Origin of the sequence: Microcystis aeruginosa NIES-4325, from assembly GCF_008974145.1 — a bacterium.
Classification (GTDB): domain Bacteria; phylum Cyanobacteriota; class Cyanobacteriia; order Cyanobacteriales; family Microcystaceae; genus Microcystis; species Microcystis aeruginosa_G.
Map to the genome: position 1 here is coordinate 27,620 of NZ_BJKP01000027.1, position 21,111 is coordinate 48,730.

Genomic DNA, 21,111 nt, shown 5'->3' on the forward strand with positions numbered 1-21,111 from the left:
AAACGCTCTAGAATTTAATTTAACAAATATTACCGAGTATTTCAATTAAAGTTAACTCTATTTCTGGAAAGGATTCAATAAAAATACTTTCACCTCGATAATATTTCTGAATATCCTGATAACTACCCTGCAGCGGATAGCGATAAACTTCTACACATTCTTCCTTGAGATTTATAATCCAAACCTCTTTAATATTTGCTTCTGCATAAAGAGGGATTTTAGTATAGCGATCATAATCGAGGGTAGAATCGGAAACTTCAGTAATTAAATAGATATCTTGAGGACAAGGATGGGCAGCAACATAAAAATCCGATCGAGGTATTAGTAAACTTAAATCTGGTTCTGGTTGAGAATTATTATTTAATCTAATCGGATTTTGCACCCTGAGAATAATTTTTTGTCCTAACTTTTGATAGAATAATTGTATTAATCTATCTACACTGGAAGCATGACGGGTTCCCATCGGTGACATTTTGATGATTTCTCCTCGAATTAATTCCACTTTTTCATCGGGTTTGATTATTCCCTCGGTTGCCATTTTTTCGTATTCTTCCACCGTAAATTTACGGGTAATCAGTGATAAAGACATTTTAACTAAACTCCTGCTTTTTCTTTATTCTATCTGGACAGCTTGCCAAGGGGTGACTTATCGGTATTTAAACCATTAATCGGGGGGAATAAACTAACTTTTTGGGGACTTGTACTGATTTTTTGGGAAAAATCAGCGCTTGCCATAGCGACAAAACCGCTAAATCTAACGTCTAGAAAGCTGGGGTCGGATCGAAACTGCCCCAAAAAAGCTACTATAGGTCAGTTGTCGATGTAAAAAAAAATAGCCGTTCCCATCTGGAACATTAAGTCGAGAAATTTTATGGTTAAGCGAAAACAGCCTTATAGTTTAATTTATCTGTTCAGTCTGGCGATCGGTTTAGTGATTGCGATCGCACCTAACGGACAAGCACAAACCCCCGACTCTAACAATCCCGCCAGCGATCCTAACGAATTAAAGCCCTTAAATCAAGCCGATAGTGTCCTGAGTCTTCAGGGGGGACAACGTTTAGTGGAAGAAGCGAACACTGCTATTAATGCCGCTAAATACGATGTCGCTGTGGACAAACTCAATCAAGCGCGCCGGATTTTTAACCAACTATCTAACTATCATCTGCAATTAGCTAATAGTTTCTCAGGAATTGACCCGAAAGTATTCGATTCTCAGCGTCAAAGTGCTTTAAACACGGGACAAATGCGGGATGAAGCCACCTATAAGCTTGCTTTAGTCCATAGGGCGCAAAATCAGCCAGAATTGGCGGTTCCTTTGTTAATTCAGGTGATTCAATCCCAAAACCCCACCAGTGAATTAGGACAAAAAAGCTATCAACAACTCTACGAGATGGGATTTGTCAGCACACCCATCTCCGCACCGACTCCCACATCGGCAACTCCTAGCAATCCCCCGCCAAGGCAGTAAATTTTGTCCCCATTGACGAGCTTTCGGTAACAATGGGATCAGAGTATCTTTAAATTGTTTTGAGGAGTTACGATGGTTGACTTTCGCCAAGTAGAAGCGATGATTCAAGAACAAATCCCCGATGCACAGGTGATGGTTCGGGATTTAACGGGAGGTGGCGATCATTTGGAAGCTGTGGTTATTTCTGGCGAATTTGCCGGCAAAACCCGCGTTAAACAGCATCAAATGGTTTATGGGGCTTTACAATCGGCACTGGCTACCGAAGCCATCCATGCTTTGGCATTAAAAACCTACACTCCCGAAAGTTGGGCAGCAGAAAAATAACAGTTATTAATTATCAGTTGTCAGTTGTCAGTTAATTTTTTGGCTCTCTTAGGTTTGGTGGGTAAAATGTATTCTAAGATACAGTCCTGCTGGCGGTCGCAACGCGCTCGCTACGCGAGACCGAGTGGAAGGAACCACTCCAGACACAGAGGACACAAAGATTGATCGATCCTATCTAAGTTAAACTGATCACACAAAGAATAAGAGAGCCGAAATCGGTGATCGGGGGGGTGAAGCGAAATCTAGGTAAAATCAGGGTTTTACCTACTATGAACTCAAACATATATCGGAAGCGAAAGAAGCAATTCTTCAAGCGCGGAAATTATTTCAAGCATTGGGGTTAGCCGGGTATGTTCAAAATTGCGATCAGGCAATTCGGCAATTGTAATTACACGGTCACGATCGAGTAAAAATTTGTTGCTTACCCCTTGACTTTTGCTTGTTTTAATGATAACAATTACCAGACTTGATTGCTTATCTCACCCAGTTTTAAGCCAAAAATCCTTAAAAACCGCCATAACGTTCCTCTAACCAGGGATCACCTCGTCGATGGTAGCCATTAAGTTCCCAGAAACCCAATTGCTCTCGATCGAGAAATTCTAGGCCATTAATCCATTTAGAACTTTTCCAAGCGTAGAGATGGGGGACAACTAAGCGCAGCGGCCCCCCGTGGTCGGGGGGTAAAGGTTGACCAAACAGTTGAAAAGCGAAAAAATTATCCTCGTGCAGGAATTCCTCTAGAGTGAGGTTAGTGGTATAACCCCCGTAACAGTGTTGCATGACGTGGGTAGCTTCCGGCAACAGGTCAATTAAGGTGATAAAATCCGATACCTTAACTCCCGTCCAAGTCACATCTAATTTTGACCAACGGGTGACACAGTGAAAATCCTTGGTAAATTCCGACTGCGGTAGGGCCATAAAATCCGACCAGTTAAAAGTTTTAGTCGTGCCCACCTTTCCCCAAACCTTGAATAACCATTCCTCGGTGTTGATTTGGGGAGTATCTCCGTAGGTAAGCACAGGAAAACCACTAGCGAGATATTGGCCCGGAGGAACTCTGTCCTGATCGGGAGATTCTGGTTTTTTAAAGAATTTGCCTAACATTATTTGAGACTCACGACGAACACCCTAAACAAATCTTAAAATATTAGGGAGCGAAAAGGTTTTCTCTACCTCACTCCCCACCATCAAGTTATTCCTCGTCTTCCCCTTCTTCCTCCTCTTTAGTGGGATAGACAAAGCTGTTAGAACGACCAGAAAGAACAGATTTACCCAAAGATAAGGCTTTTTGCGCTTCCCGAGCCGCTTGCTTTCTCCAGTGCGCTCTCCGTTGGTCGCGCTTGGCATTTGAGGTTTTCTTCTTGGGACAAGCCATAGTATTTTAACGATAGTTATAGACTCACAACCTTTCTATTCTACTCCCTATTTCCCTAATCGGCTCGCTCACTTGTCTGATTCCCTCGCTCACTACTAACCAAAATATTGATAAAACTTAATATTTATCATTGGCTTACCTATTTATGTTTAAAATCCTATATAGCTATGTAGTCAAGTAATTTCCATCATGGTAACTACCGTCGAACCTCCCTCCCAGAAAAAAGCTGTTCTGCGCGAAACTATCCTCACCCCGCGTTTTTATACCACCGATTTTGAGGCTGCCGCTAATTTTGACCTTTCTTTGCAAGAAACCGAAATCAAAGCCATGTTAGAGGAGATGCGGACCGATTACAACCGGCATCACTTTGAACGTCAGCAAGAATTTGAGAACTATCAAGACAATCTCGATGAAACAACGAGAAATGCCTTTATAGATTACCTAGAACGCTCCTGTATCTCCGAATTTTCTGGCTTTTTGTTATTTAAGGAACTGTCACGACAACTAAAAAGCCGTAATCCCTTGTTAGGGGAGATATTTCATCTTATGGCTAGAGATGAGGCGCGCCATGCAGGATTTCTCAATAAAGCCATGGCTGATTTTAATATTTCCCTCGATCTAGCCAAAATTACTAAAACCCGTACCTACACCTTTTTCCCCCTTGAATGGGTGTTATATACGGTCTATCTCTCCGAAAAAATCGGTTATTGGCGTTATATCCTCATTTATCGTCATTTAGAAGAACATCCAGAGTATAAATTTAATCCTCTCTTTAATTACTTCGAGAGTTGGTGTCAGGACGAAAATCGCCACGGAGATATCTTTAAAACCTTGCTGCGCGCTAAACCGCAATTGTGGAATAATTGGCGATCGAGATTATGGAGTCGTTTTTTCCTGCTTTCCGTCTTTGCTACCCATAGTTTAACTGTACGGGAGCGCTCAGACTTTTATGATGCTTTGGGAATGGATGCGATCGCTTTTGATCAAGAGGTAATTCGTCAGACTAATAATACCTCCGCCCGCGCTTTTCCCACCATTTTAAATGTGGACCATCCCCAATTTTTCCCCCGTTTAAACCGTTGTGCGGAACGTAATTTACAATTAAAAGCGATCGATGAAAGTAGCGCTCCTCAATGGCTAAAAACAGTCCGTAAGTTACCCTTACAGCTAGGTATCGTCGGGGATCTATTGCGATTGTATCTGATTAAACCCATAGATGCAGAAGCCACCAGAGAAATGGTACTTTAATCAGTTATCAGTTATCAGATTTGGGTTTTAAGTTGACAAGGGACGAATCTAAAACCTAAGAAGCAATAAACAATACATCAGTACAAATTCTCGGTTGGTTTCGTCGTGAGAAGTCAAATAACTGACTCTGGCGAAAATATTCGGGTTTATACCCGTTTTTGGTCTTTGATTAGCGGTTTTGGCCTATTAGTCTCCAGTTTAATTATCGCAGTAACATTTTAAGAAGGGGAAAAAACTGCTGCTTCATCCCTTTTCTAGTTTTAGGTACTTGCTTGGATAGTACCAGATATTTGAGCGGCAATCCCTAAAATCCTCAAGTCTCAGACCATGAAAACCGTTAATAATTAAGATATAGCGTTTCCTAAGCTAGTGAGGTACACCGATTTTTCTTCCCTTTTGCCTAAAACCCATAACTTTTGTACCTCAGCAGACTGAAAAACGCTATAGTCGCCAGATAAGTCTAGGAGTTTAGCAAAATGTCTGACGAAACCGTCACCTATTCCCTTGAATCCGTCCTTAAAGAAATTAAAGACAGCATCAAGGAAGTCAACCAGAAAATCGATAACTTGCAACAGGAAGTCAACCAGAAAATCGATACCTTGCAAAGAGATGTGAATGATTTAAAGGTAGGACAAGCTAAACTAACCGAGAAAGTCGAGGGGATGGATAAAAGACTAGAAAAAGTAGAAAATGAGCAATACACTCTAGTTAAGGCTATTTCTGACCTACAGGGTTTTCGAGGTCTGATTGTCCCTATCCTTATCGGTGCCATGAGTGCCGCTATTGGTGCAATTATCACCGTTGCTATCCGAATCCTTTTCTTCGGTAACAATCCCTAAAATCCTTAAATTTTAGCAAAATCTCATACTCTAAAAACTATTGATAACTCTAGGAGTTTAGCAAAATGTCTGACGAAACCGTCACCTATTCCCTTGAATCCGTCCTGACAAGGATTGAGAGTAAAATCGACTCCCTGGAAAAACCGATGAATGAGAAAATCGACTCCCTGGAAAAACGGATGGATGAGAGATTTGACAAGGTTGACGAGAGATTTGACAAGGTAGAAGACCGGTTGACGAAACTGGAGATAGGCCAAGCTGATTTAAAAGGAGATATTAAAGTATTAGATGAGAAAATCGAGGGTTTAACTGTACGGGTTGCTTATCAGGAGTTCACCAACCGGGGGATTCTCATCGCTTTGGTGGTCGCTGTCTTAGGAGGTGCTGCTAAACTTTTTGGTTTTTTCCCCAATCCCTAGAAGTGGCCCCTAAAAACGGCCCCCCAACTCCCCAAAAAAAATTTTTGCCAAGGGTGATAGGTTTCCTGAAACAGGTGGGTAAGTTGTTTGTAGGAAAGACAAACCACACCTACCCACCACAAGGATACTCCTATGAACTCTACTTTTAAATTCAAACTCATCCAAGCTCTCAACAAAAAGAACGGTAACAAAGGTTTCACCCTCATCGAACTCTTAGTTGTGGTTATCATCATCGGTGTACTCGCCGCTATTGCTCTCCCCAACCTCCTCGGTCAGGTAGCCAAAGGCAGACAAGCGGAAGCCCGCAACAACTTAGGTACCGTTAACCGCGCTCAACAAGCTAACCGCTTAGAAAACGCCACCTTTACCGCAGTTACTAACTTACCTGTTGTAACCACTGGTACTTACTATGGTACTGCCGCTACTGCTGGCGTTGTTGGTGGTTCTGCCAGCCAAGTTGGTACTAACCACGCCGCTATCCCTAACAGCACTTACACTAATGACATCCTAGAATACGAATCTGCTGTAGGTCAAACCGACGCTGGCGTTTATTCTGCTGTTATCTGTGAACAAACCACTAACCCTAGTAGCCCAGCCATCAGTGGGGCTGGTACTTGGTCTACTCCTGGTACTGCGGCTGCAACCGCAACTTGTCTTGGTCGTACTATACAGTAATCCCAGTCTCGAAAAGTATGCGGGTTGTGCTTGCATACTTCTCTGATAATGGCAATTTCACAACTCAACTTAATCATAACTTTAGCGGAAGGTGGCAGGGAAATATTCTCTTGCAAACCTTGCGCTTTTGGTTTTTTTGGGGAAGTGGGGAAGTGGGGAAGTGGGCAAGTGGGGGAATGGGGGAATTTCAACTGACACCCTAGCACCTTAACACCCCAACACGGAAAACATATAGGGTTTCTCACATCAATGTACCTTTTGGGAACAGGAAACGCTATAGTCAATATTGCTAGGGACTAATTATGGAATACTTTCTTTTTTTAGCAATCAAATCACCAAGAAAAAAAGCGAGAGGTTTTACCTTAATAGAATTGTTAGTAGTGGTGATTTTATTGGGAATTTTTGCTGCCCTTGCCATACCATCACTATTAGGACAAATCGTCAAAGGTAAGCAAGCAGAAGCTCGCTCAGTACTGGGAGCAATTAATCGCGCCCAACAGGGTTATCGCCTAGAAAATGCCACTTTTACCACTTTGGAGCAATTACCTGTTGCGATTAACGATGCTAAATTTTATACTTTTGTCGATAATTCTAGCGTTACTCCCAGTCCTTTTGGAGCCGCCTATCAAGCGAATGCTGTGACTGAATTTGATGACGAGATTAAAAATTATGCAGGAGCAGCCGGACAAACGGCAGCGGGGGTCTATACTGGGATTATTTGTGAGGATGAAACTCCTTTGGAAGATAATGTTTCTACCAGTAATTCCGCTGGCATTCTTAGCTGTGTTGATGGCATTAGAATTAATTAAGTAGCTGTGCAAAATTAATTTCTTGGTTAGGATAGGCAACAGGCAATAGGCAATAGGCAAAAGTAAGAAAATAAAGGAGTTTTTAAGGCAAGAGGCAACAGGCAAAAGTAAGAAAATAAAGGAGTTTTAAATGTCTGAAATCAAAGATTTTAAAGACTTAATAATCTGGCAAAAAGGAATGGATATTGCTGAAAAGTGCTATTATTTGACTAAATCTTTTTTCAGGGAAGAACTCTATGGTATGGTTCAACAGATTAGAAAAGCATCCGCATCTATTCCCGCCAACATTTCCGAAGGTTATGGGAGGCGAAGTTCAGGAGACTATGCGAGATTTCTCAACATCTCTCAAGGCTCAATTAATGAGCTTCAGACACATTTAATTCTTTGTCAAAGAGTAGGGCTTTGCGAGGAAAAACATATTAAATCAATCATTTCTCTGCTCCTAGAAGAAACCAGAATGATTTCTTCTCTTCTTAAAAAACTAAATTCTTAAAATATTTTGCCCCTTGCCCCTTGCCCCTTGCCCCTTGCCTCTTGCCTCTTGTCTCTTGCCCCTTGCCTTTTGCCTCTTGCCCATTCCCAACTTTTATTTTTCATAAAGTTATTGACTTTTGTTTAAATCTATGCTAGGCGCAAAAAAGTCTCTCAATCTATCCTTACTTAAAACTCTTGGTTTAGTCGCCATTATCGGTGGACTAATCATGGCTATTGTGGAAATGCAACAGGAAAAGGTGAAAACCTTGACCAAAGAAAAGTTATTAGAGAGGAATTATGCTCAAGAATCTCGCCTAGAAAATGCTCAGGTTGAGTTATTAAAAAATATACCTTCCTTTGGCTTTGACAATATGTTAGCCAATTGGTCAATGTTACAGTTTATACAATACTATGGAGATGTGGATGCTCGCCGGGAAACTGGTTACGGTTTAAGTCCCGATTTTATGGAGATTGTCACCAAAAATGACCCGAAATTTGTCCGCGCCTATTTGATGATGTCCGTGGCTTCTTCCGTGAATGCTGGCAAACCCGAAAGAACCATTGAAGTGATGAATAAGGGTTTATCAAAACTCACTCCTGATGTCACCGATGCCTATTTTATTTGGTTATATAAAGGAGTGGATGAACTATTATTTTTAGGTGATATTCCCGCAGCAAAAAAATCTAATCAAATGGCCGCTGATTGGGCGAAAATTGCCGGTAATGAATTTATCGAAAAATCCGCTAGGGGAACAGTAAAATTTTTAGAAACTAATCCCGATAGTCGCGCCCCTAGAGTCGGTGCCTGGATGTTAGTCTGGCTGAATAGCAAAGAAGCAGAAACCCGCAGGTTAGCTAAGGAAAATATCGAAAAATTGGGTGGTAAATTGGTTGTGATTAATGATAATCAAGTGATGGCAATTCCCCCCAAAGATTAGGGTTTGACCTATTTTTACTCCTCCCAAAACTTATGATTTAATAAGCCATCAATATCCTTAGTAAAGGGACAAACATCGGGAAAATTAGAGTCTGGATAATCCTCTTTCACCGCTTCTAAAGCTTCTCGATAACATTCCTCTAAAATCTCTATCATAAACCTTTTCAAACTAGGAGAATACTTAAATTCCTTCTTCAACTCCTTGCGAAAATTTCTAATTTCAATTTCCCACCCCCGATAACAATCGGGAAGAGCCACATAACAACGTTTTAATAAATGTTCTAATAAACGAGTTAAAAAATTATCGACCGCTTTGCGTTGACTTTTTCCCAAAGATTCCACCTCCTCGATCAAATTATCTAAATCAACCCGGGATAAATCCCCAGATTTTAATTGCTTGACCGTTTCCTCTATCCACAAAGCAAAATCTTGATCATACAGATTTTTTACCTTGGCTACAGTCATAATTTTGACCTCCTCTGTTGACTAATTACCTTCATTTTACCGAAACTTCACCAACTCAGACTAAATCTGGTTATTAAAAACTGATTATTTATTCCCCTTTTTGCATGAGTGCATGAGTAGAAAACGGGTTTCTCGGAGAAACCCGTTTTCTGTGCGTTACTCAACGGATTTATAGCGGTTCTCGCATCTGTGCGGTACAGCTAAACCTTTGCTGATTAAGCTGTTCAGGATTGTAAATGTACCTTTTGTGAATTAGAAACGCTATAGTATGATTACCTATTCTCCCTATCCCAAGAGTGCCTCTCCTCAACGGATTTAGTATCAAAGTTTAACTTTCCCAAAACTTATGATTTAATAAGCCATCAATATCCTTAGTAAAGGGACAAACATCGGGAAAATTAGCATCATATTTAATTCGCATATTTTCCACTGCTTCCTGATAACAATCATTGCAAATATCGGTTAAAAAACTGCATAAGCTAGGAGAATCTTTAAGAATATCTTTTAACTTAAATTGACAGCGTTTAATTGTTACTTCCCAACCTCGATAACATTCGGACAAAGGAAGATAACGCCGTTTTAAAGCGTGTTCAAATAATGTAATTAAACGGTTTTTCAGTTCTCTTTTGTCCCGTCTTCCCAAAGATTCCACCTCCTCGATCAAATTCTCTAAATCAACCCGGGATAAATCCCCAGATTTTAATTGTTTGACTGTCTTCTCTATCCACAAAGCAAAATCTTGATCATACAGATTTTTTACCTTGGCTACAGTCATAATTTTGACCTCCTCTGTTGACTAATTACCTTCATTTTACCGAAACTTCGCCAATTCATACTAAATCTGGTTATTAAAAACTGATTATTTATTACCCTTTTTGCATGAGTGCATGAGTAGAAAACGGGTTTCTGGGAGAAACCCGTTTTCTGTGCGTTACTCAACGGATTTATGGGATGCACCCAAAACCCGACAACTAACAAGCGACAAACTGCACCGATCGAGGGATAATGTAACCTTGATATTGACAATGGCGACTATGAAAATTTTAATTATGGGTGGAACCCGATTTATCGGTGTTTCTTTGACTAAAGTATTAGTAGAACAGGGTCATGAGGTGGTATTATTCAATCGTGGCAATAAACCCGCTCCGGTTGCTGGAGTACGACAGATTTATGGCGATCGCACTGACCCAGTGCAACTGAAAGAAAAGCTTAAAAATGAAGATTTTGAGGCAATTTTCGATAATAATGGCAGAGAATTAAGGGATACTCTGCCCCTCGTCGAGATTTTTGGCGACAGAATCGGGCATTTTATCTATGTTAGCTCGGCGGGGGTTTATTTAAAATCTGACCAAATGCCCCATAAGGAAGGGGATAAACTAGATCCCAAAAGTCGCCACAAGGGAAAATACGAAACAGAAAACTATTTAAGCGAGATGGGTTTACCCTGGACTTCCATCCGTCCGGTTTATATCTACGGACCGGGCAACTATAATGACCTAGAAGCTTGGTTTTTTGACCGTTTGGTTCGTAATCGTCCTATTCCTATACCTGGTCATGGGGAACATTTTACCCAATTTGGTCACGTTGTCGATCTAGCTAAGTCTATGGCCGCAGTATTGGGTAATTCTCAGGCTATTGGTCAAGTGTATAATATCTCAGGCGATCGCTATGTAACTTTTAACGGTTTAGCGAAAGCTTGCGCGGCAGCGATGGGAAAAAATGCCGATGAAATCGAGATTGTTAACTATAACCCCAAAAAATTTGACTTCGGCAAAAAGAAACCTTTCCCCCTGCGGGTTCAACATTTCTACGCTGATATTAATAAAGCCATCCGTGAGTTAAACTGGCAGCCCGAATATGATCTGGTCAGTGGTTTAACAGACTCCTTCCAGAATGATTATCTCGCTTCCGGTCGCGATCAGCAAGAAATAGACTTGGCGATCGATGACCAGATCTTGGCAAATCAGTAGAATTAGTTTTCCGGTGGGGAAGTGGCTCGTGGCAAGTGGGCAATGGGATTAAATTTAGTGAACGGGGTAGCAGTTTTAAAGTCCGTTTACCTGTCCAGAAAGATCGATAATAGAAAAAATACCTTCTGCCGAGCGGTCACTGTTAATGGCTTCTAATTGGGATATCTTGTTAATGCAAGCGGCGCGTCAGGGCAATCTGGCGCGAGTTCAAGCTTTACTAAGTCAGGGGGCAAATGTCAACGCCACTGATGCCCAAAATAGTACGGCTTTAATCTATGCCGTGCAGGGGGGTCATAGGGAAATTGTGGCAATTTTGCGAGAATTTGGGGCTGATATCGACAAAAGTAAACAACCCCAAGGTTTAAGCCCCCTTATGTTAGCGGCTGCCCTTAATCACAGTGAAATCCTCGCTCAATTAATCGCCGCCGGTGCTAATATCAATCAGGTCAATCAAGATGGTACACCGGCACTAATGATCGCCACTTATAAGGGTTATACAGCGATCGCGGAACAGTTATTAATCGCCGGCGCTCGGGTCAATATGCGCGATCGGGATGGAGATACGGCTTTATCTGTAGCGATTAGCCAAAATTACGCCCCAATGGTCCGTTTACTGCTCGATCGTGGTGTAGATCAAGAAATCCGTCAAGAAGCTTGGTTACAGGCTCTCGTCGCCAATCGCCCAGAAATCCTCGAATTGTTGATTAGCTGTGGTATGCCCCTCAATGCTGCCACTTTATCCGGGGAAACTCCCCTAATTTTGGCTGTAGAGAAGGGAAATCTCGGCAGTGTGCAAACTTTACTGCAAGCGGGAGCCAATCCGAATATTAGCACGGAGGAGGGAGAAACTGCCCTAATGATCGCCGCTGCTGAGGGATATTTCCATATTGTCCGAATTTTACTCGCTCAGGGGGCCAGTGTTGACAATCAAAATCAGGCTGGAGAAACGGCCCTGCATTTAGCCACGATCGAAGGACATCTAGAGATCGTCCAGGCCCTACTACAAGCCGGCGCTTTTGTCAATCACCGTAACCATTTTGGGGATACACCCCTGATCATCGCCACTGTGCAAGGGTACGAAGCGATCGTTTTAGAATTGTTAAAACAGGGGGCGGAGCCTAACCTAACTCAGCAGGGAGAAACACCGTTAACTCTAGCTCTACAGCGCCAATTTAAGGGAATCTGCCGTTATCTCCTTGACTACGGAGCTAATGCCAACGCCGTTTATCCTGATGGAAAAACCGTCCTCATAAAAGCTTGTGAGGGCAATAATAGTCAATTGGTGCGCCAGTTAATCGATATCGGTGCTGATGTCAATAAACTCGATTTTAGCGGTGCCTCCCCTTTAATGTGGGCGAGTTATCACGGTTGTCTCGACACGGTTAAAGTTTTGTTAGACGGGGGAAAAGTGAACTTAAATCAGAAAAATCACGGGGGAATGACTGCTTTAATGTTAGCTAAGTTTAATCACCATCAGGCGATCGTTTCTTTATTACAACAAGCGGGTGCGATCGAGTAGGAGTAGAAGTATAGCGATCTGCGATCGCTATTTCCTCTCATACTAAATCCGGTTATTAAAAACTGATTATTTATTCTCCCTCTTGCCTTTTGCCTTTTGCCTCTCCTCATAACTGGCCTGTACTCAACGGATTTAGTATCAATTCTGCGTTACCATGACCACGGTGATATTATCGGAACCGCCAGCTTTTTTGGCCGCTGCCACTAAATTCTCGACAATTTGCTGACAATCGGCGCCGGTTTGCAAATAATTGCTAATTTCCTCGTCGGACACTTCTTCCGTCAAACCATCACTACAGAGAATAAAGCTATCGCCGGATTGTACATCCAGGGGAGATACCTTCACTGGGGGCAAATTGCGACGACCAAGACATTGAAATAAAACGTGCCGCCAAGGGTGGTTTTTCGCCTCTTCTTCGGACAGATCGCCCATTCTCAGGGCCCTAGCTACCCAAGTATGATCTTCCGTCACCTGTTCTAATTTTTGCCCACGAAAGCGATAGAGACGGGAATCACCAATATGGGTGTACCAAGAGCCATCACCTCGGAAGATAGTCATGACTAGGGTTGTCCCCATGTCCTGTCTTTGCGGATTTTTTAGCTGATCTTCAATAATCTGCTCGTTAGCGGCAGTAATTGCCGCCTGCAGCAATTCCCCAGCAGTCAGGGGAGAATTCCAGTGTTCTTCTAGATGAGCTTGGATAGTTTTAGTGGCGATTTGACTGGCTTCCTCCCCCCCCGCATGACCCCCCATACCATCAGCAACGATAAAAAAGCGCCGATCGGGGTCGATATAATAACTATCCTGATTAACCGATCGCACTACACCACGATCGGTCATTCCTCCAAAAGAAAGATTGTTCATGGAAATTTCTGCCTCTAACACAATATTTATTATCCCGCGATCGATTACATCATGCGATCCTGACGTTCAATTTTTTGCCAAAGTCTCACAAGAGCTATCCCCGGCAGCAGGGAAATCGCCATCGGTACTAAAGTTAACCAACCAAAACCACTGACAAAGAGAAGCGTCGCCGAGATCAGCAAAGCACTGATCAGTAAGGTATAGTTGGTTCCCATTTGAATCATACCCAATCGCCGCAAAAGTCGATCGGATTCGCTGGAACGTACCCGGACACGGATATCACCCCGTTCTAATTTTTCGATCGTATCATCGATGCGTCGGGGTAAACTCAGGGCGGTGCTGCTCACTTGGGCTGCTTGTCGTCCTAACTCATCGAGGATATTACTGCCATTATTTCCTGTCATATCATTTACTAATTGCAGGGCAAAAGGTTGGGCTACTTCCATAAAGTTAAAATCGGGATCGAGTCCTTTGCCTACCCCTTCCAAGGTAGAAAATGCCCGCATGACGAAGGTAAAGGTAGCGGGAAAGCGAAAAGGCTGATCGTAGGCGATTTCATAGAGATCATCGCTGATAGAGGCCACGGATTGCTCCTCAAAGGGTTTATCCATGAAGTTATCGAGCATATACTGGATCGATCGCCGCACTGCTCCCATATCACCATTAGCAGTTAATGCTCCTAAATCTACCAGAGAAGTGACCACGCGTTCGGCATCTTTTTGGGCAATTCCCAAGAGAGTCTGCATTAATTTTTCGCGCACGTTGGTTTTTATTTGTCCCATCATGCCGAAATCGTAGAAAATTAGGGAGCCGTCACTATCAACGGCAATATTGCCGGGGTGAGGATCCGCGTGAAAAAAGCCGTTATTGAGTAGTTGAATTAGATAGGCTTTTGCCCCTAGTTTAGCCAACAATTTGCGATCGAGTCCAGCCGCTTCTAGGGCTTCATAATGACTGATTTTGATGCCGGGTAGGTATTCTAGGGTTAAAACCCGGGGAGAGGTGTAGCGCCAATAGACTTTCGGTACTTTGACCCAATCTTCCCCGCGAAAATTACGGCGAAAAGTGTCAGCGTTACGACCTTCATTGAGATAATCGGTTTCTTCCCAGAGAATTTTACAGCATTCTTCATAAATACCCGTCCAATCGCGACCTTTACCCCATTTGGGATGATTTTGGAAGTATTGGGCTATTTTTTTTAGGATAGCCAGATCGATACTAAATAATTTTTTCAATCCGGGCCGTTGGACTTTGACCACCACATCTTCCCCGGTCTTCAGTTGGGCCCGGTGAACTTGTCCTAAACTAGCGGCTGCTAGGGGGATGGGATCGAAGCTTTTAAAGAGTTTATTCAGGGGTTTACCGAGGGATACCTCGATAATTTTGCTGGCCTGTTCGTAGGTAAATGCGGGAACCTGATCCTGTAGTTTCGAGAGTTCTTCCACATATTCGAGGGGAAAAAGATCGGCGCGAGTGGAGAACAGTTGACCGACTTTAATAAAAGTCGGACCCAATTCTAGCATGGTTTCCCGAATCCAAGCGGCCTGTTTTCTGCGTCTGCTGGCGAGTTTTTCCTCGCTATAGCCGCCGTTATAGCTCCATTTTTTACCGTTGAGCCAGAATTGATAAAGTACAGTCAGGACGAATCGCCAAATATCTAGACGACGACGATTGATGGAATAGTTTTCTCGATTCCAACGATAGCTATTTTTGGCGACTTGGAGGGCCGGCATTGCTGGGTTTAACTCTGGGGTAACGGGGACAGGTAGAAGGGCTGACACGCAATTTTTGGGGCTTTAAAGCGACTAAAAGAGGGTTTTTGGTTAATTACGGTAGTTTTTTAGTTCTGATCGCAATTGGGCGATTTCGGCCCGCATTTCGTCGATGTTTTCCTGCACATCGGCACTGGAGGAATCACTGGAGTCTGTCTCAGTAAATACTCCCTTTTCCATGGCTCGATCGGCTCTCATTTGCACTTCTTCGACGAATTGCCGCAGGTTTTCCCGTTGTTCGGCATCAAATTTGCCTAATTCGCTGAAAGCGTTGGTCAACGCATCTTCTAGCTGTTCACCGATCACTTCAGCGATCGCTCGCCCGAGGAAAAAGGCGTGAATAACGGGGTTAGTCATAATCTTAAATGGATGTTTTCGCTTGCTGGAGTTTGTGGACGGGAAGGGCGATATATAAATTCCCTAACTACTAGGTTAGGCGACAGAACCAGAAAAGGCAAATCGTTTTTCTGAAAACGGAGGTGAGACGGGGCGGTTAATCGACAAAATTAGGGGGAAGAAAGGGTGCTAAGGGAGCAAAATCCGATTCGATCGCGTCGAGAATTATCGCTGAAATCAACCCAATTAGCTAAATAATAGTGTCATCGACAATATCAGTCCCGTGGAGAGTTAAGATGCTCAAAAAACGTTTATTAATACCCTTAATACTATCCCTAGTCACTTTTGGTCTAGTGGTAGCCTGTAATTCCAGCACTCCCACCGGTCAAACTAACCCCAGTCCCGCCGAAAACGCCGCCACTGCTGCTATTCCCATCGGTGCAGCTTTAGCTCAAACCAGCAATCTCGCCCTATTGGGACAGGAACAGGTGATCGGTGTCAAGATGGCTGAAACATATTTTAATAAAAAGGGCGGAGTCAATGGAACACCGATTAAAGTTATTGTGCAGGATGTGGCCGGGGATGAACAGGGCGCGATCAACGCCATTAATACCCTAATCACTCAAGATAAGGTGGTGGCTATTCTCGGTCCGTCTCTGTCCCAGCAAGCTTTTGCCGCTAGTCCGATCGCCGATCGAGCCAAAGTTCCCATTCTCGGCCCGTCTAACACGGCTAAAGGTATCCCCCAGATCGGTGAATATGTGGGTAGGGTGTCTGCTCCTGTGGCTGTGGTCGCTCCCAATGCGGTTAAAACCGCTTTAAAAATCGATCCCAAGATTAAAAAAGTGGCTGTCTTTTTTGCCCAAAATGATGCTTTTAGTAAATCGGAAACGGAAACTTTTCAAGAAACCCTAAAGAGTTTAAATCTTGATATTGTCACCGTGCAGAAATTCCAAACCACCGATACAGATTTTCAAAATCAAGCCACCGCCGCTATTAATATTAAACCGGATTTAGTGATTATTTCTGGTTTGGTTGCTGACGGGGGCAATTTGGTCAAACAGTTGCGACAATTAGGCTATCAGGGGTTAATTATTGGTGGCAATGGTTTAAATACTTCTAATATTTTCCCGGTTTGTCAAGCTCAATGTGATGGTATTCTCATCGCTCAAGCTTATAACCCGGAATTAGATAATCCTATTAATCGGGATTTTGTCGCCGCTTATACAGCAGAAAATAAAAAAGCACCGCCCCAATTTACCGCTCAAGCTTTTACGGGAATTCAAGTTTTTGTCGAGGCCTTAAAACGAGTAGATGATAAAAATAAACTCAGTACACTTTCCCTCGAACAAATTCGCCAACAATTAAATCAGGAAATTTTAGCGGGTAAGTATTTCACTGTCCTGGGAGATATCGCTTTTACTCCCGAAGGAGAAATCATTCAGGATAAATTCTCCGTGGCACAAATTAAAATGGATGCCGATGGTAAAAATGGTAAATTTACTTTTGTGGAAAATTAATCAGTAAGTGGTTCTTCTCGTTTCCACCTCGTTGCAAGGATATCCCTTGCAACGCACTTCCAGATGTTCTACCTCTTGTGTAATACTAAATCCTGTTTAAAGTGTTCAAGACTGTTAAAGTCGGGTCCAAAATCAACATAATCCTGTTCTGACTTGCAATGTTCTATTCAATTATTTTCTCATCAAAGAAAAATGTAGGTTGGTTTTCACTTTCTTCAGAAATTCTTCTTAAGTTTTCCTGTACCCTAATTCCTGCTCTGAGCTAGTTCAGGAATTTCTGGCGATTATTAGTAGTGAAACTTACAGGAAATGATCACAATTTCTTGATCAGACACGCTATAAACTAGGGGATGTTCTTTTGTAATGCGTCGTGACCATAATCCTGATAGTTCATGTTTTAATGCTTCTGGTTTTCCTAATCCAGAAAAAGGCTCTCTTTGAACATCTTTAATAAGGCTGACAATTTTAGCGTAAACTTTTTTGTCTGCGATCGCCCATTGGTTAAACTCATCAAAACTTCGGGTTAGAAAGGCGACTTTCCTGATAAGTTAGCAGCATCTACATAAATATAACTATCAGGATTTTTCAGAGATTCTATTGCCTCTTGGAGATGTTGACGGTTAGCTTCTGTGGAAAGCAGATAGTCGGTTTCATCCATTTCAGCAGCTTCTTTAATCAATAAAATCGCTTCGACAACTGTTCCTTCTGGTAAGTCGAGGGGAGGTAAGCTAAGTTGACCATTTTTGATGATTGTTTGGTATTTTAGTGCATTCATATAATTTTACTATTCTTGAGATTTTATTCATTATATAGCGTTTCTGATTCACACGAGGTACATTCCCGATCCTGAACAACTTAATCAGCAAAGGTTTAAGTGTGCCGCACAGATACGAGAACCGCTATAGCAGTTTCAAAGATAACTTGGCTCTTCTCATTTCTACCTCGTTGCCAGGGTATCCCTTGTAACACATTTCCAGAGGTTCTAGTTCTTGTGTAACCCATTAGGGAAGGGAGGGAGACTCTGCCTTCCCTGATGGGAAAGTGGAACCTTGGCAGGAGACAAAGCGCTGATGATCACAGAAAGTCGAGAAGAGTAGAAAGAACCCTGTAGATCCGCAAGGAACCTACAACCTGCGCCTGATCTCGTTGACTTATTTTTTAATGCATTCAATAATACAAATATCCTCTTGAGTCCGAATAATTCGATTTAATTTTAATCCCGCTTGACTCAACAATTCCTCAAATTCTTCTGCGGTTCTTTCTTTACCTCCCGGACACATAACCAACATATTCAGGTCTAACATTTTAGCCGCAGAAGGATTATTACCCGAAGGAACAACCATTTCCAAGATTAATACTTTACCGTCACTATCTAAGGCTTGACAACAGTTTTTCAAAATAGCAATCGCCCGTCGATCATCCCAATCATGAATAATATGTTTTAATAAATAGCCATCTCCTCCCGACGGTACGGATTCAAAAAAACTACCGCCAACGGTTTGACAACGATGGAGAATGCCGTGTTTTTCTAAAGTGGGTTGACAATGGGAAATTACATATTCTTCATCAAAAAGAATCCCTTTTAGCTGGGGATATTGCTCTAAGATTGTTCCCAACATTTCACCGTATCCACCACCCACATCTACTAAGGTTTGAAATTCCGAGAAATTATACACAGCCAAAATAGCCTTTTCCTCCGACAAAGAAAAACTATTCATCGACTGTTCAAAAATCTCTGCATCCAGCGGATGGGTTTGAAAATATTCAAAGACTCCCATCCCAAAGACATCATCAAAAGATGGTTGTCCCGTTTTAATACTATGTAACACATTTCCCCAGGCTTGATAATGGGGGGCTTCTCCTAACATAATCGCTGTCGCTTTTACTGACCGGGGATGGTCACTAGATAAATGTTCGGCTAAAGGAGTTAGTATAAACTGTTGAGATTCAGTTTCTTGAAAAATTCCTACACTAGCTAATGCTCTCATCAGTCGGTATAAAGCAGCAGGGTTAGTCTCAGTTAGGGATGCTAAATCTTGACAAGATTTCCCTCCCGTGCTTAAATGTTCGGCTAGACTTAATTTAGCCGCAGCATAGATGGCTTGAGATAGCCAGTAACCAGAAACCATTTGGGTTAATTGAAGATGAAGAGGGAGTTCAGGTAACGACATAATCAACTTTTGCGGGAATAAAATTAAACATTACCATATAGGATAAGCTGCCCGCGCATTTAAATCGTCTGTTGAGATGAGGCACTCTTGCAAGAGTCAACAGGAAAGGGATTGGGGGAGATTCAGCTAATTTCTAAGCGCGAGTAGAGAGGGAAATAGTGCCAAAATTTTGCCCCTGACCAGGGGGATGTGGCTCTCTTATTCTTTGTGTGATAAGTTTAACTTATATAGGAGCGATCAATCTTCGTGTCCTTTGTGTCTTTGTGGTTCCTTCCACCAGTGTAAAAGAAATAAATGCCTGATCACTTGTTCAAGTAAGCTACTGACTCGGTTTTTATCTCTTTTACTCAAGTTTTCTAATTCCTCAATTCAATGGATTACATCTAATTCATCTAAGCGATTTTCCTTGAGTAGTTTTATTGTTTCCTCTAACCAAAGATGTTGATCAATTTCGTCAAGTAGGGACAGGGTGTCTCCTCCCTCTACTTGTAAGGGATTCTGATTTAAAGTTTCATTTCGTTGTTGGATGAGTTTGTTCTATGGTTTTAAGCTTCAGATTGAGGCAGTGGAAGGCGGCACTGTTACGATTGAAGCCTTAAAGTAGCATAAGGTGATCGGTGAGGCTTGTTCTAACAACGCCCATGTAACCGACCTTTGAGAGATTATCTGTTTGGATCGAGAGGCTCCCGCCAGGTGATGCGGGTCGTTGGATCGCTTTAATTTTGGGGTAATAGTTGCTCAGGTCCGCTAACTTCACTGGTGAACCCACATAGGGAGAGGTTTTTGATCGCTAAAAAATTCTTTCTTCTCGATAAAGACAATAAAATCTCTATTCTGGAAGCATAAAGAGGCTTTAGTCGGGTTTAAAGGCACATTTAAGGGTTCTAAATCGAATATTTCTAGTTTTTTGAGTCAATAAAGCCATTAATAGCTTGATTTCTTTGCATCTAACCCAAATAAGAGCGTATATTTTTTCTTCATTGTATTGAAATTGTTTTTTGTTTCGTATAGAATACAATTCCAGAGAAAATACCTAGCAATCTCCCATACATAAACAAAGGAGCCGATGACATCGTGATCCATGAATCTAGACCCGAAAAACCGAAAACCCTCTTACCTTTTATTTCTCTAGCTACGGCTGCCGTCGTCACAACGGGAATTGGACTAGCTTCTAGTCCCCTATCGGCATCGGGGAATCTGCTGGCAGGTCCGGATAAACAGCAAGCTAAACAAAACACTGTGGAAATCACCCTAGTTTCCTACGCGGTGACTCAATCGGCCTACTCAAAAATCATTCCTTTATTCGTCAACAAATGGAAAAGAGAGAAAAAACAGGATGTAGTGATTAAACAGAGTTATGGCGGCTCTGGTTCCCAAACCCGCGCTGTTATCGACGGATTAGATGCAGATGTGGTAAATTTGGCTATCGGTTCCGATGTGGAACGCTTGCAAAAAGCGGGTTTAGTTAACCCCGGTTGGCAGAAAGAATTACCCAATAACGCCATCGCCACTCGTTCCGTGGTAGCTTTAGTTACTCGTCAGGGCAATCCCAAAGGAATCCGCAACTGGCCAGATCTAGCCAAATCGGGGATTAAAGTCATTACTGCCAATCCGAAAACCTCTGGGGTGGCCCGGTGGAATTTTCTGGCTTTGTGGGGATCGGTAACTCGGAACGGAGGCAACGAACAACAAGCGACCAATTTCGTCCGTAATGTCTATAAAAACGTGCCTGTACTACCCAAAGATGCCCGGGAAGCCAGCGATGTCTTCTTTAAACAGGATCAGGGGGATGTGCTGCTTATAGTTATTTCAAATAAGAACGAGACACTAGGCGACACAATAAGTACGAATAATTTCATCAAGGGGTGTCCCCACAGGAGCATACATTCTTGCCCTCTTTAATGCACTAAAATCATGTTCGATATC

Annotated in this window: 23 protein-coding genes and 4 pseudogenes; 14 read left to right on the forward strand and 13 right to left on the reverse strand. The window is 42.4% G+C overall.

Annotated elements, in window-relative coordinates; all coding sequences use genetic code 11:
• Positions 1-19: 19 nt before the first annotated feature.
• Entirely contained in the window at positions 20-589 is a 570-nt protein-coding gene (locus MiAbW_RS14270) for a Uma2 family endonuclease (protein ID WP_151696646.1), read from the reverse strand.
• A gap of 282 nt (positions 590-871) precedes the next feature.
• Between MiAbW_RS14270 and MiAbW_RS14275 the strand changes: the two genes are divergently transcribed.
• The 3 genes and pseudogenes from MiAbW_RS14275 to MiAbW_RS20180 all read left to right on the forward strand — a co-directional run.
• Positions 872-1,468 carry a hypothetical protein gene (locus MiAbW_RS14275; protein ID WP_151696647.1) on the forward strand — a complete coding sequence of 199 codons (597 nt, stop codon included), beginning with the start codon at positions 872-874 and terminating at the stop codon, positions 1,466-1,468.
• Positions 1,469-1,540: 72 nt separating this feature from the next.
• Positions 1,541-1,792, forward strand: coding sequence for a BolA family protein (locus MiAbW_RS14280; RefSeq protein WP_151696648.1), 252 nt, complete (start codon positions 1,541-1,543; stop codon positions 1,790-1,792).
• Between the two features lie 250 nt (positions 1,793-2,042).
• Positions 2,043-2,180, forward strand: a pseudogene (locus MiAbW_RS20180) (tetratricopeptide repeat protein); the annotation flags it as partial.
• A 116-nt stretch (positions 2,181-2,296) separates the two neighbouring features.
• Here MiAbW_RS20180 and MiAbW_RS14290 read toward each other — a convergent pair.
• Complete coding sequence (locus tag MiAbW_RS14290; protein ID WP_151696649.1) at positions 2,297-2,896, reverse strand: sulfite oxidase-like oxidoreductase; 600 nt, start codon at positions 2,894-2,896, stop codon at positions 2,297-2,299.
• A gap of 88 nt (positions 2,897-2,984) precedes the next feature.
• Positions 2,985-3,167 (reverse strand): 50S ribosomal protein L32, encoded by a 183-nt coding sequence (gene rpmF / locus MiAbW_RS14295; protein ID WP_002742494.1) that lies wholly within the window; start codon positions 3,165-3,167, stop codon positions 2,985-2,987.
• A 189-nt stretch (positions 3,168-3,356) separates the two neighbouring features.
• Between rpmF and acsF the strand changes: the two genes are divergently transcribed.
• The 7 genes from acsF (at position 3,357) to MiAbW_RS14335 (ending at position 8,569) form a co-directional block, all read left to right on the forward strand.
• A complete protein-coding gene (acsF, locus tag MiAbW_RS14300; protein ID WP_151696650.1) occupies positions 3,357-4,415 on the forward strand; it encodes a magnesium-protoporphyrin IX monomethyl ester (oxidative) cyclase in 1,059 nt (352 codons plus the stop codon).
• A 476-nt stretch (positions 4,416-4,891) separates the two neighbouring features.
• Complete coding sequence (locus tag MiAbW_RS14310) at positions 4,892-5,254, forward strand: shikimate dehydrogenase (protein WP_151696652.1); 363 nt, start codon at positions 4,892-4,894, stop codon at positions 5,252-5,254.
• A 65-nt stretch (positions 5,255-5,319) separates the two neighbouring features.
• Positions 5,320-5,673, forward strand: a complete 354-nt coding sequence (locus tag MiAbW_RS14315; protein ID WP_151696653.1) for a DUF4164 family protein — start codon at positions 5,320-5,322, stop codon at positions 5,671-5,673.
• Between the two features lie 132 nt (positions 5,674-5,805).
• On the forward strand, positions 5,806-6,348 hold the full coding sequence (locus MiAbW_RS14320) for a type IV pilin-like G/H family protein (protein WP_151696654.1): 543 nt from the start codon (positions 5,806-5,808) through the stop codon (positions 6,346-6,348).
• A gap of 302 nt (positions 6,349-6,650) precedes the next feature.
• Complete coding sequence (locus MiAbW_RS14325; protein WP_151696655.1) at positions 6,651-7,157, forward strand: type IV pilin protein; 507 nt, start codon at positions 6,651-6,653, stop codon at positions 7,155-7,157.
• A 130-nt stretch (positions 7,158-7,287) separates the two neighbouring features.
• Positions 7,288-7,650 carry a four helix bundle protein gene (locus MiAbW_RS14330; protein WP_151696656.1) on the forward strand — a complete coding sequence of 121 codons (363 nt, stop codon included), beginning with the start codon at positions 7,288-7,290 and terminating at the stop codon, positions 7,648-7,650.
• A gap of 130 nt (positions 7,651-7,780) precedes the next feature.
• Positions 7,781-8,569 (forward strand): hypothetical protein, encoded by a 789-nt coding sequence (locus MiAbW_RS14335; protein WP_151696657.1) that lies wholly within the window; start codon positions 7,781-7,783, stop codon positions 8,567-8,569.
• Between the two features lie 14 nt (positions 8,570-8,583).
• Here MiAbW_RS14335 and MiAbW_RS14340 read toward each other — a convergent pair whose 3' ends face one another.
• Positions 8,584-9,033: a DUF29 domain-containing protein gene (locus MiAbW_RS14340; RefSeq protein WP_151696658.1), complete on the reverse strand. Its 450-nt coding sequence runs from the start codon at positions 9,031-9,033 to the stop codon at positions 8,584-8,586.
• A gap of 328 nt (positions 9,034-9,361) precedes the next feature.
• Complete coding sequence (locus tag MiAbW_RS14345; RefSeq protein ID WP_151696659.1) at positions 9,362-9,808, reverse strand: DUF29 domain-containing protein; 447 nt, start codon at positions 9,806-9,808, stop codon at positions 9,362-9,364.
• A gap of 259 nt (positions 9,809-10,067) precedes the next feature.
• Between MiAbW_RS14345 and MiAbW_RS14350 the strand changes: the two genes are divergently transcribed.
• Positions 10,068-11,003 (forward strand): NAD-dependent epimerase/dehydratase family protein, encoded by a 936-nt coding sequence (locus MiAbW_RS14350; RefSeq protein ID WP_151696660.1) that lies wholly within the window; start codon positions 10,068-10,070, stop codon positions 11,001-11,003.
• A gap of 145 nt (positions 11,004-11,148) precedes the next feature.
• Positions 11,149-12,522 (forward strand): ankyrin repeat domain-containing protein, encoded by a 1,374-nt coding sequence (locus MiAbW_RS14355; RefSeq protein ID WP_151696661.1) that lies wholly within the window; start codon positions 11,149-11,151, stop codon positions 12,520-12,522.
• Between the two features lie 138 nt (positions 12,523-12,660).
• On the opposite strand, the gene MiAbW_RS14360 is transcribed toward MiAbW_RS14355, so the two are convergent.
• The 3 genes from MiAbW_RS14360 to MiAbW_RS14370 all read right to left on the reverse strand — a co-directional run bounded on the left by MiAbW_RS14360 (position 12,661) and on the right by MiAbW_RS14370 (position 15,515).
• Positions 12,661-13,386, reverse strand: a complete 726-nt coding sequence (locus MiAbW_RS14360; RefSeq protein ID WP_151696667.1) for a Stp1/IreP family PP2C-type Ser/Thr phosphatase — start codon at positions 13,384-13,386, stop codon at positions 12,661-12,663.
• 44 nt (positions 13,387-13,430) lie between these two features.
• On the reverse strand, positions 13,431-15,119 hold the full coding sequence (locus MiAbW_RS14365) for an ABC1 kinase family protein (RefSeq protein WP_151696668.1): 1,689 nt from the start codon (positions 15,117-15,119) through the stop codon (positions 13,431-13,433).
• Between the two features lie 90 nt (positions 15,120-15,209).
• Entirely contained in the window at positions 15,210-15,515 is a 306-nt protein-coding gene (locus tag MiAbW_RS14370) for a DUF6825 family protein (protein WP_151696662.1), read from the reverse strand.
• A 275-nt stretch (positions 15,516-15,790) separates the two neighbouring features.
• Between MiAbW_RS14370 and MiAbW_RS14375 the strand changes: the two genes are divergently transcribed.
• Entirely contained in the window at positions 15,791-17,014 is a 1,224-nt protein-coding gene (locus MiAbW_RS14375) for an ABC transporter substrate-binding protein (RefSeq protein WP_151696663.1), read from the forward strand.
• A 287-nt stretch (positions 17,015-17,301) separates the two neighbouring features.
• Here the strand turns inward: MiAbW_RS14375 and MiAbW_RS14385 are convergent, their stop codons facing one another.
• The 4 genes and pseudogenes from MiAbW_RS14385 to MiAbW_RS14400 form a co-directional block, all read right to left on the reverse strand.
• Entirely contained in the window at positions 17,302-17,559 is a 258-nt protein-coding gene (locus MiAbW_RS14385; RefSeq protein ID WP_151696669.1) for a Txe/YoeB family addiction module toxin, read from the reverse strand.
• A complete protein-coding gene (locus MiAbW_RS14390; protein WP_151696664.1) occupies positions 17,538-17,789 on the reverse strand; it encodes a hypothetical protein in 252 nt (83 codons plus the stop codon). The genes MiAbW_RS14385 and MiAbW_RS14390 overlap by 22 nt, the downstream gene beginning before the upstream one ends.
• Positions 17,790-18,165: 376 nt before the next feature.
• Positions 18,166-19,185 (reverse strand): methyltransferase, encoded by a 1,020-nt coding sequence (locus MiAbW_RS14395; protein ID WP_151696665.1) that lies wholly within the window; start codon positions 19,183-19,185, stop codon positions 18,166-18,168.
• A gap of 273 nt (positions 19,186-19,458) precedes the next feature.
• Positions 19,459-19,713: pseudogene (locus MiAbW_RS14400) on the reverse strand (DUF29 family protein); the annotation flags it as partial.
• A 546-nt stretch (positions 19,714-20,259) separates the two neighbouring features.
• On the opposite strand from MiAbW_RS14400, the pseudogene MiAbW_RS14410 reads away from it, so the two are divergent.
• Positions 20,260-21,012: pseudogene (locus tag MiAbW_RS14410) on the forward strand (sulfate ABC transporter substrate-binding protein); the annotation flags it as partial.
• Here the strand turns inward: MiAbW_RS14410 and MiAbW_RS14415 are convergent.
• Positions 21,013-21,111, reverse strand: a pseudogene (locus MiAbW_RS14415) (IS630 family transposase); the annotation flags it as partial.

Coding starts and splice junctions, on each gene's coding strand:
- MiAbW_RS14360 (WP_151696667.1), bottom strand. CDS start 13,386: ATGAACAATCTTTCTTTTGGAGGAATGACCGATCGTGGTGTAGTGCGA.
- rpmF (WP_002742494.1), bottom strand. CDS start 3,167: ATGGCTTGTCCCAAGAAGAAAACCTCAAATGCCAAGCGCGACCAACGG.
- MiAbW_RS14330 (WP_151696656.1), top strand. CDS start 7,288: ATGTCTGAAATCAAAGATTTTAAAGACTTAATAATCTGGCAAAAAGGA.
- MiAbW_RS14275 (WP_151696647.1), top strand. CDS start 872: ATGGTTAAGCGAAAACAGCCTTATAGTTTAATTTATCTGTTCAGTCTG.
- MiAbW_RS14325 (WP_151696655.1), top strand. CDS start 6,651: ATGGAATACTTTCTTTTTTTAGCAATCAAATCACCAAGAAAAAAAGCG.
- MiAbW_RS14395 (WP_151696665.1), bottom strand. CDS start 19,185: ATGTCGTTACCTGAACTCCCTCTTCATCTTCAATTAACCCAAATGGTT.
- MiAbW_RS14345 (WP_151696659.1), bottom strand. CDS start 9,808: ATGACTGTAGCCAAGGTAAAAAATCTGTATGATCAAGATTTTGCTTTG.
- MiAbW_RS14375 (WP_151696663.1), top strand. CDS start 15,791: ATGCTCAAAAAACGTTTATTAATACCCTTAATACTATCCCTAGTCACT.
- MiAbW_RS14280 (WP_151696648.1), top strand. CDS start 1,541: ATGGTTGACTTTCGCCAAGTAGAAGCGATGATTCAAGAACAAATCCCC.
- MiAbW_RS14315 (WP_151696653.1), top strand. CDS start 5,320: ATGTCTGACGAAACCGTCACCTATTCCCTTGAATCCGTCCTGACAAGG.
- MiAbW_RS14340 (WP_151696658.1), bottom strand. CDS start 9,033: ATGACTGTAGCCAAGGTAAAAAATCTGTATGATCAAGATTTTGCTTTG.
- MiAbW_RS14365 (WP_151696668.1), bottom strand. CDS start 15,119: ATGCCGGCCCTCCAAGTCGCCAAAAATAGCTATCGTTGGAATCGAGAA.
- MiAbW_RS14290 (WP_151696649.1), bottom strand. CDS start 2,896: ATGTTAGGCAAATTCTTTAAAAAACCAGAATCTCCCGATCAGGACAGA.
- MiAbW_RS14320 (WP_151696654.1), top strand. CDS start 5,806: ATGAACTCTACTTTTAAATTCAAACTCATCCAAGCTCTCAACAAAAAG.
- MiAbW_RS14370 (WP_151696662.1), bottom strand. CDS start 15,515: ATGACTAACCCCGTTATTCACGCCTTTTTCCTCGGGCGAGCGATCGCT.
- acsF (WP_151696650.1), top strand. CDS start 3,357: ATGGTAACTACCGTCGAACCTCCCTCCCAGAAAAAAGCTGTTCTGCGC.
- MiAbW_RS14270 (WP_151696646.1), bottom strand. CDS start 589: ATGTCTTTATCACTGATTACCCGTAAATTTACGGTGGAAGAATACGAA.
- MiAbW_RS14355 (WP_151696661.1), top strand. CDS start 11,149: ATGGCTTCTAATTGGGATATCTTGTTAATGCAAGCGGCGCGTCAGGGC.
- MiAbW_RS14335 (WP_151696657.1), top strand. CDS start 7,781: ATGCTAGGCGCAAAAAAGTCTCTCAATCTATCCTTACTTAAAACTCTT.
- MiAbW_RS14350 (WP_151696660.1), top strand. CDS start 10,068: ATGAAAATTTTAATTATGGGTGGAACCCGATTTATCGGTGTTTCTTTG.
- MiAbW_RS14390 (WP_151696664.1), bottom strand. CDS start 17,789: ATGAATGCACTAAAATACCAAACAATCATCAAAAATGGTCAACTTAGC.
- MiAbW_RS14310 (WP_151696652.1), top strand. CDS start 4,892: ATGTCTGACGAAACCGTCACCTATTCCCTTGAATCCGTCCTTAAAGAA.